General features: G+C 37.1%; 20 protein-coding genes. 11 read left to right on the top strand and 9 right to left on the bottom strand.

What is annotated here, in order from left to right; genetic code table 11:
• Window positions 1–66: 66 nt before the first annotated feature.
• The 3 genes from AC07WY_RS02915 to AC07WY_RS02905 all read right to left on the bottom strand — a co-directional run bounded on the left by AC07WY_RS02915 (window position 67) and on the right by AC07WY_RS02905 (window position 2667).
• A complete protein-coding gene (locus tag AC07WY_RS02915) occupies window positions 67–603 on the bottom strand; it encodes a fimbrial protein (protein WP_262085955.1) in 537 nt (178 codons plus the stop codon).
• 1064 nt (window positions 604–1667) lie between these two features.
• Complete coding sequence (locus AC07WY_RS02910; RefSeq protein WP_034610229.1) at window positions 1668–2003, bottom strand: AzlD domain-containing protein; 336 nt, start codon at window positions 2001–2003, stop codon at window positions 1668–1670.
• A 1-nt stretch (window position 2004) separates the two neighbouring features.
• Complete coding sequence (locus tag AC07WY_RS02905; RefSeq protein ID WP_494735676.1) at window positions 2005–2667, bottom strand: AzlC family ABC transporter permease; 663 nt, start codon at window positions 2665–2667, stop codon at window positions 2005–2007.
• Between the two features lie 116 nt (window positions 2668–2783).
• On the opposite strand from AC07WY_RS02905, the gene AC07WY_RS02900 reads away from it, so the two are divergent.
• Window positions 2784–3332 carry a helix-turn-helix domain-containing protein gene (locus AC07WY_RS02900; RefSeq protein WP_434277382.1) on the top strand — a complete coding sequence of 183 codons (549 nt, stop codon included), beginning with the start codon at window positions 2784–2786 and terminating at the stop codon, window positions 3330–3332.
• Between the two features lie 103 nt (window positions 3333–3435).
• The gene (pyrF, locus tag AC07WY_RS02895; protein WP_004821273.1) at window positions 3436–4131 is read left to right on the top strand and encodes an orotidine-5'-phosphate decarboxylase; all 696 of its coding nucleotides are present in this window, start codon (window positions 3436–3438) and stop codon (window positions 4129–4131) included.
• Window positions 4132–4325: 194 nt separating this feature from the next.
• Here pyrF and AC07WY_RS02890 read toward each other — a convergent pair whose 3' ends face one another.
• Together AC07WY_RS02890 and AC07WY_RS02885 are read right to left on the bottom strand one after the other, a co-directional pair.
• On the bottom strand, window positions 4326–5234 hold the full coding sequence (locus tag AC07WY_RS02890) for a LysO family transporter (protein ID WP_034610237.1): 909 nt from the start codon (window positions 5232–5234) through the stop codon (window positions 4326–4328).
• Window positions 5235–5321: 87 nt separating this feature from the next.
• On the bottom strand, window positions 5322–6845 hold the full coding sequence (locus AC07WY_RS02885) for a flavin-containing monooxygenase (protein ID WP_494735675.1): 1524 nt from the start codon (window positions 6843–6845) through the stop codon (window positions 5322–5324).
• A gap of 154 nt (window positions 6846–6999) precedes the next feature.
• On the opposite strand from AC07WY_RS02885, the gene AC07WY_RS02880 reads away from it, so the two are divergent.
• Both AC07WY_RS02880 and zapE read left to right on the top strand, forming a co-directional pair.
• Complete coding sequence (locus AC07WY_RS02880) at window positions 7000–8010, top strand: AraC family transcriptional regulator (RefSeq protein ID WP_209826242.1); 1011 nt, start codon at window positions 7000–7002, stop codon at window positions 8008–8010.
• Window positions 8011–8118: 108 nt separating this feature from the next.
• Window positions 8119–9267 (top strand): cell division protein ZapE, encoded by a 1149-nt coding sequence (zapE, locus tag AC07WY_RS02875; protein WP_494735674.1) that lies wholly within the window; start codon window positions 8119–8121, stop codon window positions 9265–9267.
• 208 nt (window positions 9268–9475) lie between these two features.
• Here zapE and AC07WY_RS02870 read toward each other — a convergent pair whose 3' ends face one another.
• The gene (locus tag AC07WY_RS02870) at window positions 9476–10828 is read right to left on the bottom strand and encodes a TrkH family potassium uptake protein (protein WP_004720769.1); all 1353 of its coding nucleotides are present in this window, start codon (window positions 10826–10828) and stop codon (window positions 9476–9478) included.
• An 8-nt stretch (window positions 10829–10836) separates the two neighbouring features.
• Window positions 10837–11487: a potassium channel family protein gene (locus AC07WY_RS02865; protein WP_004720766.1), complete on the bottom strand. Its 651-nt coding sequence runs from the start codon at window positions 11485–11487 to the stop codon at window positions 10837–10839.
• A 245-nt stretch (window positions 11488–11732) separates the two neighbouring features.
• On the opposite strand from AC07WY_RS02865, the gene AC07WY_RS02860 reads away from it, so the two are divergent.
• Both AC07WY_RS02860 and AC07WY_RS02855 read left to right on the top strand, forming a co-directional pair.
• A complete protein-coding gene (locus AC07WY_RS02860; protein WP_004720765.1) occupies window positions 11733–12278 on the top strand; it encodes a hypothetical protein in 546 nt (181 codons plus the stop codon).
• A 48-nt stretch (window positions 12279–12326) separates the two neighbouring features.
• Window positions 12327–12824: a hypothetical protein gene (locus AC07WY_RS02855; protein ID WP_494735673.1), complete on the top strand. Its 498-nt coding sequence runs from the start codon at window positions 12327–12329 to the stop codon at window positions 12822–12824.
• Window positions 12825–12906: 82 nt separating this feature from the next.
• On the opposite strand, the gene ilvA is transcribed toward AC07WY_RS02855, so the two are convergent.
• A complete protein-coding gene (gene ilvA / locus AC07WY_RS02850; RefSeq protein ID WP_004821288.1) occupies window positions 12907–14445 on the bottom strand; it encodes a threonine ammonia-lyase, biosynthetic in 1539 nt (512 codons plus the stop codon).
• A gap of 115 nt (window positions 14446–14560) precedes the next feature.
• Here ilvA and rpiA point away from each other — a divergent pair, with 115 nt between their 5' ends.
• The 5 genes from rpiA to AC07WY_RS02825 all read left to right on the top strand — a co-directional run bounded on the left by rpiA (window position 14561) and on the right by AC07WY_RS02825 (window position 17350).
• Window positions 14561–15232, top strand: coding sequence for a ribose-5-phosphate isomerase RpiA (gene rpiA / locus AC07WY_RS02845; RefSeq protein ID WP_035372052.1), 672 nt, complete (start codon window positions 14561–14563; stop codon window positions 15230–15232).
• A gap of 100 nt (window positions 15233–15332) precedes the next feature.
• The gene (locus AC07WY_RS02840) at window positions 15333–16004 is read left to right on the top strand and encodes a M48 family metallopeptidase (RefSeq protein WP_234624008.1); all 672 of its coding nucleotides are present in this window, start codon (window positions 15333–15335) and stop codon (window positions 16002–16004) included.
• Between the two features lie 52 nt (window positions 16005–16056).
• The gene (locus AC07WY_RS02835) at window positions 16057–16413 is read left to right on the top strand and encodes a VOC family protein (RefSeq protein ID WP_105712750.1); all 357 of its coding nucleotides are present in this window, start codon (window positions 16057–16059) and stop codon (window positions 16411–16413) included.
• 28 nt (window positions 16414–16441) lie between these two features.
• The gene (locus tag AC07WY_RS02830; RefSeq protein WP_234624009.1) at window positions 16442–16864 is read left to right on the top strand and encodes a bleomycin resistance protein; all 423 of its coding nucleotides are present in this window, start codon (window positions 16442–16444) and stop codon (window positions 16862–16864) included.
• Between the two features lie 54 nt (window positions 16865–16918).
• Entirely contained in the window at window positions 16919–17350 is a 432-nt protein-coding gene (locus tag AC07WY_RS02825) for a GNAT family N-acetyltransferase (protein ID WP_494735672.1), read from the top strand.
• Here AC07WY_RS02825 and AC07WY_RS02820 read toward each other — a convergent pair.
• On the bottom strand, window positions 17340–18161 hold the full coding sequence (locus AC07WY_RS02820) for an alpha/beta fold hydrolase (RefSeq protein WP_166782544.1): 822 nt from the start codon (window positions 18159–18161) through the stop codon (window positions 17340–17342). The genes AC07WY_RS02825 and AC07WY_RS02820 overlap by 11 nt on opposite strands.

The raw sequence follows: 18161 nt of genomic DNA, 5'->3' as shown, positions 1-18161 counted from the left end.
CAAGTCTGGTTAAGATGTAAAAATTAACCAGACCTGTTTAAAAAACTTACAGACCCAAATTTTTATTTATTGATATACAACATAGTAAGTTGCAGTCGTGCTTACATCACCAGCAGTTGTTGCACCTGTTGCATAGTAACGCGCATAAAAATCAAGATTTGCAGAACCGTTTGCAGTTGCAACATTTGAAGTCACAATGTTTTGACCTGTACGATCTTTAGTTAGGTCAATCACTGCTTTTGCAGAGTTTAATAATTGAATATTTACGTTTGTTGCACCGCCAGTGGTTACGGTATTGTTTAAACGACCTGAAGTATTAATATTTGCATTGGTGTTGTCATAATAAACACCCACATTACCTACAGGGCATGCTGTTAAATTAATCGTAAATTTAGTGTCGCCATTTGTTGTCGCCGCTGTCGCTAAAGTTGATTTACCTACAGTCGGTAAAACAACAGTGTAGTTACCAGCAGTACCACCAACTGTACAGGTTTGATCAACGATTTTTCCTGTAACTGTTACTGTACCATCAGCAGCCGCAAAAACTGTTGAAGATGCTAAACCTAAGCCAATGATCGCTAAACCCAATTGAATATTTTTCATAGAATTTCTCTCAATACTGCGTTGATTTGCCCTTTACTGGTACTTTCCTAATAAAGGGGAAGTGTTTAGGAGCTAAACAATAAGGGCTACTATAAATTTTTCCTAAATAAAAACAATGAAAAAAAGAGACAAATATCACATTATTTTTGTGTTACAAATACAATATAACGTTATTTGTTTTTGATTTATTTTTTATTATTTAAATACAATAGGATATTTATAATTAATATGTTTATTTATTTTAACAAGAATTTGTTTCTGTTTACTAAAAAGTGACAAAAAATGTCACTTTTTGTGAATAGCGTCATATTATAGCAAATTATTTTGATCTGCTTATATTAAGCGAGAATAAGTTTTTAAGATTTTCTAAAATAATTTATTATCATTATTAATTAAATGTTGGATTTTATTTTAAAACGCTGCATTTTAATTAAAAAAAATTATTAACTTGAATTTAAATGATTTTTTAGTATTTATTTAACTTCTTTGTAAATTCTTTTAAAGGCATAGATCAACATGAAATCTTTCTCGCCCTAGATTTATTTCAAAAGCAGAAGGTGTTTTTAATGTGACTATGCTTCACTTAATATGATTACTTTTTTGATTTATCAAAGAGACTTATTGTTTAGTTATGATGTAATGTGTGTTTAGTTATAAAGAATATATTTAGAAATAGAGTGGATAGATTTATTAAAGATAAAACTCTAGTATAAACATGGATGCAATGAAGGAGAAAAATATAAATTTAATTTAATATTGTTTTAAGTTTTATAGGTTTTTTGAATACATGAAAAAGAATTTGTTTGCTGTAAGAATAAAGAATGATAAATAAAAGGTTATGTTCTGTGAAATGTTTTATTTGTTGGAGTGAGTGAAGTGCTTCACAATGATCAAATATAAAATGAATTTTAACCACTTCCAGATTGATTAAGTATCCATAAAAAATAAGCATAGAGATTAAAACAGTATATTCAATCAATAATTAAGCATGCGTAGTCACTTGCATTATGCTGTTAAAAAAGCGCTTTGATTGTTGTAAAACGCTTTTTTAAGCTTTAACAATTCTATTGGGCTAACCAGAAAAATTCAGCAAAGCGGAATATTGTGGTGACCAGCATTGCTATTACGATCGTCGTGATAAGTGAGTGGTTTTTCCAAATCAGAAATAAGCCTACCAATACCCCCATGATTTTGCCTAAGTCTGCCCAATCCGCACCTTCAAAAAAAGTGCTGAGAATCGCAATAGAAAACAGTAAAGTTGTTGCGGCATCATTAAAAAGTTGCTCGCGTTGTTGAGTGATCGTAAAATATTGGCCGAGTGAAAGTCCTGCATATCGGATCAGATAAGTCCCCATCGCCAGCAGCATGATCCCGATTAAAATGATAAATTGCTGATGCATGTTATTTTCTTCCTACAAGCAAGCCAAATAATGACATGAGTATTGGAATCCCTAAGGGGAGAAATGGAAAAGTAGCGAGGCTGATGATTGCACCAGTCATTGCCGATTTTAGAGCAGATTTTCTTTTTAATGCTTTAAAGGTAAGTGCAAACAGTACGACAGGAAAAATCGTATCGATACCCAGTAATTTTGCATAAGCTAAATGACTTCCCAATATATAACCGCTTAAAACGCCTATGGGCCAAGCAAATAAAATTCCGACGCCGCACAGCCAATAAGCACTCAGTTTTAGCTCATTTGAAGATTGGCTTAAACCAAATAAAACACTTTCATCATTCATAATATGTGTAGCAAAATATTTTAATTTATTTTTTTCTATAAAATGGGTAATTGCTAAACCAAAAGGCAGATGTCGTAAATTAATCAGTAATCCGACAATCGCAGCTGTAATCGGACTGCTTCCAGCAGCAATCATGCCAATGAAAGTAAACTCGGCAGCACCAGCCAAGACACAGATTGAAAGTAGTAAAGGTATCCAGATCGGCAGTTGATAATTGACTGCAAGCGTACCTAATGAAATCCCGATCAGTGCGGTTGCGATGCAGAGAATCACGATTGATTTTATCAGGGGCTTGGGTAAATTTTTTATTTCTTTATACTTCATTGAGATGAGCCTTGCTTGGGGTAATAAGATCGTTCGATAAAATGAACGATCATTTGTTATAATAGTTTTATTATTGTGGTTCGTCAAATCAAACGATCGTATTTTTTGGAAGGATAATGTCTATACCAATTGAAATCATTGCAAATAATCTGCAAAAAGAAAGAAAAAGTGCTGCATTATCTTTGGGAGAAGTTGCTCGACGTGCAGGCATTGCGAAATCCACACTTTCGCAACTTGAATCTGGGCAGGGCAATCCGAGTCTAGAAACTTTATGGGCACTTTGCGTGGCTTTAAATATTCCATTTGCCAAACTTATGGAAGCACAAACCCAAGCTACACAAGTGATTCGTTATGGCGAGGGCGCTTCAGTTGTTTCTGAAATATCAAATTATCAGGCTGTTTTGTTGGCGACATGCCCACCCAATGCACGACGAGACGTGTATATCCTTACAACCCAACCGGGTGAGCCGCGTTGCAGTAAACCGCATCCTATTGGCAGTGTGGAGCATATTATTATTATGCAGGGCTCTGCCAAAGTCGGTTTATTAGACAGTGCTGAGTTACTTCAAGCAGGGGACTATATTTCCTATCCAGCAGATCAAGCACATATTTTTGAAGCACTGGAGCAAGACACACGTGCAATTTTGATCTCAGAGCAGAGATAAATTATGAGCAAGATCTAAGAATAGTTGATTGTTTTGTGCTGAAGTCGATTTTCTGGCTTTGTACATGGCGTGAATCACTTTATAATGAGCGCAAATTTATGTGATGGAACTGAGATTCGTGAGTATTATTGTTGCCTTAGATGCAAAAAGTCAATATGACGCCCTAGCAATTGCTGATCAGCTTGACCCATCACTATGTCGTTTAAAAGTCGGTAAAGAATTATTTACCCATGAAGGCCCTCTGGTTGTGAAAGCACTACATGATAAGGGCTTTGAAGTATTCCTCGATTTAAAATTTCATGATATTCCGAACACAACTGCGCAGGCAGTTTGTGCTGCGGCTGATTTGGGCGTATGGATGGTCAATGTCCATGCTTCAGGTGGGCGTAGAATGATGGAAACTTGCGTAGAACGCTTAAAAGCAGGTAACTATAAAACTCAATTGATTGCGGTTACTGTACTTACTTCAATGGAACGTGAAGACTTGCGTGATATTGGTTTAGACATAGAGCCATTTGAACAAGTGAAACGTCTGGCTAAATTGACGCAACAGAGTGGTTTGGATGGTGTAGTATGCTCGGCTCAGGAAGCCAAAATGTTACGTCAGGATTTGGGTGCTGAATTTGCTTTGGTAACACCAGGGATTCGTCCAGCTGGTGCAAATGCAGATGATCAAAAGCGTATTGTAACGCCTAAGCAGGCCATGCTTGACGGTTCTACTCATTTAGTGATTGGTCGTCCAATTACTCAGTCTGAACATCCAAGTAAAACCCTGCAAGATATTTTAGCGACTCTATAAAAATAAACCCTCTTTTTCAGTTGATCAAGAGGGTGATTTCTTTGATTTATATAATAAAAATTGCTGTGTATACACTGTAGTGTATCTGCGTTACTAGGTCTTTTTTCAGAAGTTTAAAAAACTTTTTATTCCAATGATTCTATTGATCAGTATTGCTATCTCGTCAGATAAAGTACGATATTCTGCGCTTAATTTTAAAGTGCAGCCAGAACACTTACCGCAATTGGCGCCAATACCGACAGAACAAAACCACTGACCATTGCATGTGGAATATAATCATTGCCGCAAGCTTGTTTCACCATAGGTAAGGTGACATCCATTGCGGTTGCACCAGCAGAAGAAATTGCTGAACGTGGATAACGCCATCCAATCATATACATAAATAAAATGGCAAAAATCTCCCTAAATAAATCGTTCATTAACGCAATACTTCCCAGATGGGCATTCTTTAATTCCGTCACCACAATCCCTGTCATCGAATAGAAGCCGTAACCTTGCGATAGCATGATTAAATCTTTCATACTGATGTCTTGAATCAAGAAAAATGCCGCAACAGCACCCAATAGTGAGCCAATCACGCAGGCAATCGGTACCAGCATAATTTTCCAGTTTAACCAAGAACGATCCAGTGGCGAGTAAGCCAGATCCAAGCCGATCAGTAACATGTAAACTAAAAGTAAATTCCATGTGCTGACATGTAGTGGAACATGGAAAAGGTGGGCCAACTCTGCTAAGCCATAACCTACAGCCAGTGCAATAAATGCATAGCTGATGTTGAGTAATGAACCCATCAATAATTCAGCAGAAACTTTACCTTGTGATGGTTTGTAGCCAATCGCTGTAAATACTAGATAACAACAAAAAAATGCACCCATTGATGTGGTGAATGCAATTGTGATTGAACTGGTGAGAATTTGTGCAGGGCTGGCAATATTATGAATTGTTTGAGAAAACTCCATTGCAATCGCAATTAAAAGAATATAGGTAAAATAAGGCAGTATTTTAAAAGCTATTTTTTCAATGGATTGTGGAATTCTGCGGGCTAAAATAAAACCTAAGCATAAACAAAATAAAAGTTGGAAAATAAGCCAAAGTGATTGCATGAAAAATAGATAGGCAATGGATACCTATCTATTATAGTCGAAGCGCAGAAAAGCGGTTGAAAATTTATAGAAGAATATCAAGCAAGTTTATGCAGCTTTTGACTTTTGCTTGGCACTTTGCTCACGGCCTAATAAGCGAAAATCTGCTGGGTTTACTTTGCGGGTGTTGAGCCAAAATTTCCATGTATAGGTTGGCCATAATGCAAAGTTTTTTCCGCCATCTTGTTGGTACCAACTGACACAGCCTGATTGCCATACCGTACCTGCAAGCTGTTGCTGTACATTTTCATTAAATTGATCTTGTACTTCAGCTTTTACCGCCACAGCTTGCGTCTGTGTTTTTGCAACCATTTGAATCAATTGCAAAATATAATTCACTTGAGATTCAATCATGAAAATTACAGAGTTATGACCCAGTACGGTATTCGGACCAAGTAATTGGAATAGGTTAGGAAAGCCTTTGGTGCTGACCCCATAAAAACTTTCTGCACCGTCTTTCCATGCGGTTTTTAATTCAACGCCGTGTTCACCATAGCAATCAAATGATTTTAAATAGATGCGTGGGTCTGTAATAAAACCAGTACCATAAATTAAACACTCAATTTGACGTTCTTTGCCATCCTTGGTGATGATGCTATTTTCTGTAATTTCCTGAATTCCATCGGTGATTAATTCGACATTTTTACGATTAAATGTTGGAAAGTATTTGTTGGAAATTAGAATACGCTTACAGCCCATAATATAGTCAGGGGTCAGTTTTCTGGCGACTTCTTTGTCTTTAACTTGGAATTTTATATAAGCTTCCGCAAGTTTTTGACCATATTTCATGATTTGTGGTTTTACAATGGGGACGACACGTGATTCATTTGACCAGTACAAGCGAGCACGGTGTAATTTTCTAAACCATTCAAAGCGACTAAATAGTTTTTTATCAAGCGCATTATAGGCGCGTTCATCACGAGGAATCACCCAAGCAGGGGTTCTTTGAAACACATAAAGATTTTGAACTTTTGCAGCAATTTCAGGAATATATTGAATTGCACTACCACCAGTACCAATAGATGCTACATTTTTTTGATTTAAATTATAGTCATGCTTCCAGTGTGATGAATGGAAAACTTCACCTTTGAATTTTTCAATCCCTTTAATTTTAGGAATCTGTGGTACATGTAATGGCCCTGATGCAAAAATAACAAATTGAGCCTCAATTTTTTGCCCACTTTTTAGTGTTAAATGCCAATTGAAATTGTGCTCATCATAACGTGTAGACACCACCTCTTGATTAAATTGGATGTATTTCTTTAAATTGAATTGTTGAATTAAATCTTGAATATAGTCAAAAATCTCAGGCGCTTCAGCATAACGTTTTGACCAATCCGTTTTAGGTGCAAAAGAAAGCGAATACATATGTGATTGAACATCACATGCCGCACCTGGGTACTGGTTCTCACGCCATGTACCACCAACATCATCTGCTTTTTCTAAAATGATAAAATCATGAATATTGGCTTGCAATAGGCGGATTGCCATGGCTAAACCACCAAATCCAGATCCAATAATTGCAACTTGCGTTGATTGGGTTTTTGCTTCAGTCGTAGGGGCTGTACTCATTTTTGTTCGCTCTGACTTTTCCAGTTTTGCATAGAATATCGGAAATGCAGCGCTTGAAATATGATTGCACTGACACAAAAATTGATATATTCGGCAATTTGCAAAAAACCGACTTTGTAGTACAAAGTTTGGGTAGAAATCAAATGATGATCCAATGAAACGCTCGATTCTCGGTTTAATGTATTTAATTCATGGTATGCGTAATGCTGGAATCGATGTAGATTCACGACTTGCTAGTATTGGGATCAAAGCAGATGCACTTGATCCCAGTTCAATCATTCACCCCAGCTTAGAGTGGGATATACAAAAAGTGATTGGGCAGGGTGTACAGCCAGAAACAGGCTTGTTTATTGGTCAGCATTATTCTTTGGCGGGCTATGGCCCGTTACTCATGCTCTTGGTGACATGTAGTAATGTTGGTGATGCGATTCAAAATGGTGTGCATTATCAGGGTTTAACCTATTTATACGGTGTCTTAGGGCTTGAGAAAGGCGATCATCAAGTCGCATTAACCTACAAGCCTGTAGACTTAGAAACAGAAATGGGTTTGTTGAGAGCGCAATGTGAAATCTCTGGAACTTATAAATTTCTGGATGATATTTATAAAATGATGGGACTTACAGCGCCCAGCGTGAGAATCGAGTTACCCTTTCAGCAGCCTCAGGATTTAAGTGTATTAAAGCAATATCATGAGTATTACGGTGCAGATTTACATTTTAATTGTGAAAAAGCCGCTTTTTGGATCAATGAAGATGTGATGCAACTGCCGATTCCATCCGCAGATCCAATTACACATCGGGTTTACGAAGCCAAATGTATTGCTGAAATCGAGCGATTAAATGCCGAAGAACAGAAAATTGCGCCGTTGATTCAACGGGTAAATGATTATTTGGAATTACAGCAAGGGATTATTCCTTCGATGGCCGAAGTGGCTCAGGCGTTGAATGTGCCTGAAAGAACCTTACGCCATCAGTTGCAGCAATTAAATACCAGCTATAAACAAATTCGGGAACAGCTGATTAAGCACAAAGCTTTGCGATTGATTGAATATAAGGAATATTCAATTGAGGTGATTGCGGAATTACTCGGCTACTCAGAACCCGCTGCATTTAATCATGCTTTTAAACGTTGGTTTGGGCAAAGCCCGCGTCAATATGGTAAATAAACAGGTAGTGCTGATATGAGATATAGAGTTAGAATTATCCCAAAGTTTTATTTATCAAAAATGAATATTCGATATACTTCCTTTAGCCTTTAAAAGTAACAAAATGATATGTTAGATCAGAATACAACTTCAACAGCATTTACTCCCGTATCACCCGCTGAGCGTTATGCAAAAGCATTGTCATCTGGACAGTTTTTACCAGATGATGCTCAGGCTCAAGCAGTACATGAGTTGGAGCGGGTATGGCAAGAATTGATCAATCGTTATAAAGCATCGAAGAAAGCTTTTCGTCGATTCCGTCGTCAAACTGCACCGAGAGGTGTATATATGTGGGGCGGTGTAGGGCGTGGAAAGACATGGCTCATGGATCAATTTTACGATTCGATTCCTTTTCGCCGTAAAACCCGTATGCATTTTCATCACTTTATGCAATTTGTGCATAAAGAGTTAAACAAGCTTTCTGGGCAGCGTAATCCTTTAGATATTGTTGCAGATCAAATTTATAAAGAAGCTGTGGTAATTTGTTTTGATGAGTTCTTTGTATCGAATGTAACTGATGCAATGATTCTCAGTGATTTATTCCAAAAATTATTTACCCGTGGCATTACCTTGATTGCCACATCAAATATTGCCCCAGATGGTTTATATAAGAATGGAATCCATCGTGATCGTTTTATTCCAACGATTGAAATGGTAAAAAAACATTGTGTGGTATTGAATGTTGATGCGGGTGTTGACTATCGTTTACGGGTATTAAAACAAGCGCAATTGTTTAAATCGCCACTGACAGATGACAATAAAGTCTGGATGGCAAAGCGTTTTAATGCCTTAACCACATCGCAAACAGTGTCAGAAGAACCAATTACGATTAATAACCGTGTTGTTGAAACTTTAGGCCATACAGAAGATGTATTGTGGTGTGAGTTTAGAGAACTCTGTATGAAACCGCGTAGCCCATCGGACTTTATTGAAATTGCCAATATCTATAATACCGTTTTGGTGAGTAATGTTCCGCACTTAACTGATTTGCTGTCAGAAGGTACACGTCGTTTTATTTATCTGGTAGATGAGTTTTATGACCGTGGCGTAAAACTGCTACTGACATCACAAGACTCGATTATTGAGATTTATGGCGGAGAGAAGCTGGCTTTCGAAATTGAACGTACACGTTCTCGTTTACTTGAAATGCAGTCAGATGAATATTTGCAGTCAGAGCATCGTTTGATTAAAGGCAATAGTGAGTTAGAAGTAGAATAATCATCCTTAGAAAGATGTAAAAAAGCGATCCTATCATTGATAAGATCGCTTTTTTATGGGGGATATTGTCATCAGTATGCATTTTGTAAGGACTGTGTGAGCAAACTATTTTAGGGTGTTCATCCTATTCTAAATATACACGATAAGATTAAACAATCTCATAAAACCAAAGCTGTTTCAGTTGTATTCGCTTGATGACTAAAAACAATTAACCCACCTGAATTTCAGTATTAGGATGACGAACACGACTTTTATTCGGTGTAGCAATCAAATAAGCCAGTGTTAGTGGTCCTAAGCGTCCAGCAAACATTAGACAAATTAAAGCGATTTGGCTGCCAGCATGTAAATTTTCAGTGATTCCGCGTGATAAGCCGACAGTACAAGCCGCAGAAACGGCTTCAAATAATAGGTCTAAAAACTTTTTATCAGGCTCAAGGATCAGTAGGGTAAAAAAGCCAATCAGGATCAGCAGTGAAGTAATTGAAATGACCGCCATTGCCTTAAAGGTCGCCTGATGAGAAACAGAATGCCCAAAAATGGTAATCTCATCTGAACGTTTTAAGAAGGTAATGACACTTAAAATCATAATGATAAATGTGCCAACTTTAATTCCACCAGCGGTACTTAAAGAACCGCCACCAATAAACATCAATACCATGGTAATTAAGGTTGATGCATTGGTCATGCTGCTGACTTCCAAGCTGTTAAAACCTGATGAACGAGGTACAGTGGCATGGAACCACGCGTTTAAAGCTTGATCACCAACAGACATCGGAGCCAGTGTTAAAGGATTGGATGCTTCGATTGCCCAAATAACAATAAAAGCAAAAAGGTTTAAGCCCGCAATTGTAGACAGAATTAACTTACTATTGGTGGAGAGTTTCTTCCAACGCTTGGCTCTTTTAATATCCATCAACACAACAAAACCAATCCCACCGATGATATACAGCATACTGATGGTAAATGTCACCATATACTGGTCAGAGAAGCTCATTAAGCTATTGGGGAATAAAGAAAACCCACCATTATTAAAAGCAGAAATACTATAAAAAAGCGCATAAAAAAATGCATGTTCAAGGTCATAGTGATGTGACCAAGCCATAGTTAGAATCCCTGTACCAATTGCTTCAAAGAACAATGAGTAAAGAAAAACCCCTTTTACTGTAAAGGTCGCTTTGGCCAAACTGGTTTGACCAATAGTTTCCTGTGCCATAACTTGCTGCCGAATACCAACTTTTGAGGAAAGACTCAAAGCAGCTAAGATTGCAAATGTCATAAAACCTAAGCCGCCGCATTGGATCAGGATCATCACCACAACTTGACCGAAGGTGGTTAAGGAGTCTCCAATATTGACGACAGACAGCCCAGTAATGGTTACAGCAGACGTGGCAGTAAACAGGGCCTCTAGCCATGTCAAATTGCCTTGATTAGCAAAAGGAAGTTTAAGAAGCAATGTTCCGATGATAATAAAGCTTAAAAAACCTAAAGCAAGTAAGCTCGGTGGGCTGAGATTAATACTATTGTGTTTTTTGTTGATTAGTTCTTTTTTAGATAAACGCATAGTTATAACTATAAGAAACGAATCGAAAATTGTCTTAACATCTCTACAGGTCCTTCAAGGATTAAAATATCCTTTTCCTGTAAAATCGTCCCCGGTGCAATATCATACAGTACATGCGAGCCGCGTTGTAATAACAAGGTTGTAAGTTCGGGGGTATTTTCCATGACCGTTTGAAATTGTGCGCCTTGTAAATTTGCACCTATTTCAATTTTGACGATATAGCGATCATTATTTAACGCCATATAACGTCTCACCATTGGATAACTGAGTGATTGTGCAACACGAATCCCCATGTCTTCTTCAGGGTGAATGATTTTTGTAATGCCTAAATGAGACAAAATCATATGATGTGATTTAGATTTGGCTTTTACAAAGATTTTTTCGATACCCAAATTTTTTAAATGCAGTACGCATAGAATACTGGCTTCAATATCTTCACCAATGGCAACCACCACGGCATCACAATTTTTGATATTCAGTTCATCTAACACATGTTCATCGGTAGCATCTGCAATAACTGCATGACTGATTTTATCTGCAATGTTTTCTACATTTTTCTTTAATGTATCAATACCTATTACATCGTGATTTAAGTTGGTGAGTTCTAGTGCAACTGCTTCACCAAAACTGCCTAAACCGATGACAGCGAATTGCGCCATTCTACAAAGTCCTTATCCCGACACTGATTTTGTGTTGGTATGATCATATTCAATTTTTATATATTTTATCTTTAAAGTATTGCAACGCCAATCTACAAACTGAGAATAAAAAGCGATAAATGTAAATAAAACCAGATTTATGTCATAAAAACTTAAAATTGATCCGATATCATTGCTTTGAAATTTCAAAATGCAAAGCCAAGATTGGGCTTTCGATCCAAGAATAAAAAATGGATGATAAAAAAATGGACGATAAGAAAATTTTTAAAATTCTCCAACATTGGTTCCCAGCGTTGGAGCAAAGAGATATTCCTAAAAAGAAACATCGTAAACGTTTTGTCGAGTTTCTCAATTGGATCGAAGCTGAAAAGTTTGGTGGGCGATTTCGTGGATATTTAATGAAAATTGATCGTATGCAATTTCATGAAAATGAGATTGAGCGTTGTGCGGTTTTTCATGAATATGCAGTAGATAGCTTGGGAATTCAAACTCAAATTCGTGAAAGAGCGAAGCCTTTATTTGATCATTATGAAGTACACAAAGATGTTATTGGACGCTATTACAATGTTCAAGATCAAGTTTATGATGTTGTATTCGAGGAGATATTAAAACAAGCCAGACAACATGATCATGAACTGTTGCTGATTTATGCTGAAGATTATTATTGGTTGATCGTACCAAATCATGAATATAAAATTGAAAAATTCTGCAAGTGTTTTAATAAACAATTTCACGATGAAGATGTCAGTATAGAACATTATGCATTATTTGATTGCTCAAGATCGACTTAGTTTTTTGCAATTAATTCAACATATTGATAATAAAATAGAGAGATATCCATGTCACAGAAAATATATTTATTGCTTCAACATTTAATTCCAGAGCTAAATGCACAAAAAATTCCTCAAGATACTAAATTTTATAGTTTTAGTGAATGGCTGAATCAACAGCATGATTTCCTGCATTATATTGAATTAAAAGAATATTATGACAATGGAGTTGAAGATGATTTCTACTTTAACCAGCACAATATTGATACTGAGCAATTGCAAAATGAGATTGAAGTTGCAATAGCTGAAGTATTTGATCAATACGAAGAAGATGATGAGGTCTCATTTGATGATCAAATGGACACAATGCAACAAACAGAAGAAATCATTTTCGATAAAATTAAACTGGTTGCAAATCAGTATCAGCTTTCTTTATTGGTTATATATCGTGAAAATCCGTATTGGATGCTTGTACCCTCACAAGATGAGCAACAATTAAATCAAATTGTGGATGCTTTTAATGACGCATTTAATGATGATGGTGATTTAAATATGGCGGTTTATTAAGTTAACTTTTTCGAATTGTTCTGATTTTATAAAAAAATAGCCCATAAAAAATTTATAGGCTATTTCGATTTTGAAGCTATTTCTATTTTAAGAAACGTTGATAACCTAAGTTATTGGTAATTTCTTGATATGGGTAATTGATATTTTCCAAAGTCTCAATCAGTCCATCTGGATTCTGTACAGCATCTTCTGCATCCAAGCCAACCAAAACACGTCCTTCTGCTGCACCGTGATTACGATAATGGAATAAGCTAATGTTATGGGTTGGACCAAGGCGCTCCAAGAATGTTAATAAAGCGCCTGGGCGTTCTGGAAACTCAACACGGAACAAACGTTCATTGGCAATATCGGCATGACCCCCAATCAAATAACGGATATGCAATTTTGCAACTTCATCATCCGATAAATCATCGACATCATAATGTAATTTCATGGCTTCATAGATGTCATGGCGTTCTTTTTCACCAGCCTTTAAGCTAATACCGACAAAGACTTGAGCTGCAGATGCGTCACTGGCACGGTAGTTAAACTCAGTGATATTACGGCCTTGCAAAGCACGACAGAAATTCAGGAAAGAACCTTTTTCTTCTGGAATGGTCACTGCAAAAATGGCTTCTTTACGTTCACCGAGTTCGGTACGTTCAGCAATATAACGTAAACGGTCAAAGTTCATGTTGGCACCGCAAACAATTGACACCATGTTTTTGCCTTCAAGACCATGTGCAGCGACGTACTTTTTGATACCTGCAAGTGCCATAGCACCTGATGGTTCAACAATACTACGACATTCATCATAAGTGTCTTTGATTGCCGTACAGATTTCATCTGTATTGACCAGTACCACATCACGTTCAACAATTGGACCTGAGTTATCAGATTTTTGTAGTTGAATCACTTCAAATGGCTTTTCACCGATTTGAGCAACAGCTGTACCATCTGCAAATAATCCTACAGAAGGGAGTATTACACGTTGATTGGCTTCAAATGCTGCTTTTAAACATGCAGATTCATCATATTCGACAGGAATAACTTTGACATGCGGGGCAACATCACCAAGATATGCCGCTACACCTGCAATTAAACCACCACCGCCCACAGCAACAAATACGTATTCAACATCACGCCATTGACGCAATATTTCATTGGCAATTGTACCTTGGCCGGCCATAACCAGTTCATCATCATAAGGCGGAATAAAGGTTAAACCTTCGTCATTTGCACGTTGAATGGCATATTTGTTAGCAACATCAAATGAGTCGCCGTGAAGCACAACATCACCACCCAAACGTTTTACTGCTTGAACTTTAATATCAGGGGTGGTTTTTGGCATCACAATAATGGCGCGAATACCTAACTTTTGACCAGATAAAGCCACGCCCTGAGCATGGTTACCTGCTGAAGCAGTAATAACGCCACGTTCCAACTGAGATTTCGGTAATTGACTAATACGGTTATACGCACCGCGTAGTTTGAAGGAAAAGACAGGTTGTAAATCTTCGCGTTTAAAGCGAATGTTATTGTTTAGTTTTTCACTAATTCGTGGCGCTGCTTCGAGTGGGGTTTCGATTGCAACGTCATACACCGTTGCCTGTAATATTTGTCGAACCAAACGAGACAGCATGTTAATTTTCCATCTAACAGTTTAAAATGAGCGCTCATTGTAACAAACCGTTGTACCTTTGCGTTTTAAAATTATGCAAAATGTGCAGGAAATTGAAATTTTATTGAGAGATGTCATGAGCCTTTATGCAACCCAGGACGAGAAAAAACAAGCTGCAGCCCAAGCCGCTTTAAAACACTTACCAAGAGGGGGCATTTTGGGAGTCGGTACTGGTAGTACAGTGAACTTCTTAATTGAATTATTACCTCAGTTACAACTTGAAGCAGCCGTAGCCAGTTCAGAAGCAACAGCTCAACGTCTTAAGAAATTAGGCATTGAAGTGGTTGATATGAACCATGTTGGTGGTTTAGATGCTTATGTAGATGGTGCCGATGAAATTGACCGTCATTTACATATGATTAAAGGCGGTGGTGCTGCACTCACACGTGAAAAAATCGTGGCATCTATTGCGAAAAAGTTTGTATGTATTGTTGATGACTCGAAATGGGTTGATCAATTAGGCCGTGAATTTCCATTGCCTATCGAAGTGATTCCTATGGCACGTTCAGCAGTTGCGCGTAAAATCGTATCTTTAGGCGGTGACCCAGTTTATCGTGAAGGTGTAGTAACGGATAATGGTAATGTCATTCTAGATGTCTATAACTTAAATATTTTGAATGCATTAGAGGTCGAAAAAACCATTAACGATATTCCTGGTGTGGTGTGTAATGGTATTTTTGCGATCAATAAAGCTGATGTCGCTGTAGTCGCCACCAATCATGGTATTGAAGAGCGTACCGCAGGATAAGAAAAAATTTCCCCTAACTTCTGCTTGAGTAAAGACGAGGTTTACTACCTACCTTTTTTAAGTAAGCGTTGGGGGAGATTCTAAAAATAAGCGTATTAAGATGGCAAATCTTCCTGAAATAAAAATCACACATCATGCACGGGCAACACGCTTACGTTTACGTGTTGAACCCACGCAGATTCGATTAACTGTGCCCAAATATTGTACCCAACGTCAGATTCAGCATTTTTTACACGAGTCTGAACAATGGATGATTGAGACATGGCATAAACAGCAGGAAAAAATACAGCAAGTTGATCAGGTATTACCGACAAGCTTGCAACTGTTTAATTTAAAACAGCCCTTAGAAATTATTTATAAAACTCAAAAAAATAGCTATATTTTAGATGAGCAAAAGCATCAGTTATTTGTCAGCGAGCGTCAGCCCGAAAGCTATTTAAAAGCTTTTGTGATTGCTTATGCAAAGCATTATTTACCGATTTATTTAAAGCAAGTCAGTGATGAAACCCATTTAAAGTTTGGACAGTGTGCTGTTCGACACCCGAAAACGCGTTGGGGAAGTTGTACAGCCCATCATGATATTATGCTCAATAGTGCCTTAGTTTTATGTGATCAACGAATTACCCGTTATGTCTGTGTACATGAATTGGCACATACCAAACATTTTGATCATAGCGCTGCTTTTTGGTCTGAAGTTGAAAAGCATGATCAACACTATCAGCAGCATCGTAAAGTTTTAAAAAGTAGTGTAATGCCTTGGTGGTGGGCGTAATAAAATAAGTAAATTTCTAGATTGCATTAAAATAAAAAATGAGGAAAAGCGTATGACTGTAAAAAGAATCATAAGTAATATTAAAGCTTTAGATTTAGCCAGTGCCCAAGCTTTTTATGGTGATTTTTTAGCGATGGACTTGGTGATGGATCATGGCTGGATCAAAACATTTGCCAGTCAGGAAATCATGCATCCACAAATCAGTATTGCTTCGGAAGGGGGAAATAATACAGATGTACCCGATTTTTCAATCGAGGTCGACAATGTGGATGAGCTTTATGAAAAAGCCAAAAAATTAGATTTAGACATTCTCTATCCATTAGCCAATGAAGACTGGGGTGTTAGGCGATTCTATGTCAAAGATCCATTTGGAAAGGTTGTAAATATTTTACAACATATTGAATATTAAAAATTAATGAGTTAAGTGGGATTTTAAAATGCAGTGGAATAAATTGGTTCCAGAATTGATCGTCACCGATTTGAAGAGGAGTTATCAGTTTTGGGTGGAAATACTGGGTTTTTCTGTAATGTATCAACGGACTGAAGAAAAATTTATCTATGTGGAACTTGATGGTGTTCAGTTTATGTTGGAGCAACAACAAGAAGGGCAATGGTTAACCGGAGTATTGGCCTACCCATTGGGAAGAGGGATTAACTTTCAGTTCGAAGTAGACCAACTCGACAGTATTTTAAATCGTTTGGATGTCGCACAATGGCCGCTATTTGCAGCGTTAGAAGAACGTTGGTACCGTGCAGAAACTATAGAGCATGGACAAAAGCAATTTTTAGTTCAAGATCCAGATGGTTATTTATTACGAATTGTTGAGGTGATTGGAGAAAGAGCAATAACGTTAGATTAAATAAGGCTGGCTTAAATAAGCTAAGGTTATAGGGACTTTAATTGAGATACAGCGATGCACATCAGATCTTTTCAAAATCATGACCGAGCACCATTGAGTGAACTTTTTTTAAATACCAGAAAATTAAGTTGGTCGTGGTTAGATTCTTCAAAATGGGAGCTGAGTGATTTTGAAAAATATACCGAAAATGAAATGATTTTAGTGGCTGAAAAAGACCAAGAATATTTGGGATTTGCATCTATTTACCTGCAAGAGAACTTTTTACATCATCTATTTATTGCCCCAAATGCTCAAAATCAGGGTGTAGGGACAGCATTGCTACACGCAGCAGAACAACTGTTTACGGGTACAGGCTATCTCAAATGTTTATCTGAAAATAAACAAGCTTTGTCTTTTTATTTAGATTATAGCTGGGAAGCAATCAGCACTGGAGAAAGTGAAGAAGGTGGATATATATTGATGTCAAAAGCAAAACTTATTCAGTAAAACTATTGACCCATTCTATAATTATTTCGACGACTTCATCAGGCTGTTTAATCCATGCACTATGTTGATTGCCTTTAGTTTTATGGGTCAAATCCAGCGTGTTTATTTGTGGGTTTTTAAAATAACCACTTAGGGCAAGCATTGAAGACATTGGTGCAAAATCATCGCCATTTAAATAGACAAATAAGGCAGCGTTATTCACCACGTTTTCTTGACCAATAATATGTGCATAATTTCCTGTAAAGATAACTTTAGACCAATCACGCATTAAGGATTTTGTCTCTTTATTCCCAAAAGCAATTTTATAGCCTGCAAAATAACCATCTTTTAAAATCATGGCATTGATTACCGTGACTGCTTTTAAAATATTGATTTTACCTTTTAAGTCCCAATTTTTTAAACCGATATTGCCTGTGGCAACACCAATGACTTTATTTGCATGATTTTGTGCATAAAGTGTTGCTAAATGTCCACCTAAACTATGTCCAAATAAGATTGGAACTTGTTGGTTCAGTTCTAAGGCCAGCTTTTCCAGTTGAGGAATAAAGTCATTGAGTAAATCAGCATAACCATAATCAATCTTTGCTGAAACAGGCGGAGTATTACGCCCACAATGAGGATAATCAGCCACAATAACATTCAAGCCACTTTGGCTTAAAGCGGTAATGAGCACCTCGTATTTATTGATTGCTATGCCAAGCGCAGCCAGCAAAATAACACTATGGCTGTTTTCAGGGTTGGAATAAATATCGACTACAATTGGATATTGCCCAAAATCAATATTCTTTTGGGTGAAAGATGTATTTTTCAT

This window comes from Acinetobacter sp. GW821-FHT01C12 (assembly GCF_059422625.1).
This window is presented reverse-complemented; position numbering and strand designations above follow the sequence as displayed.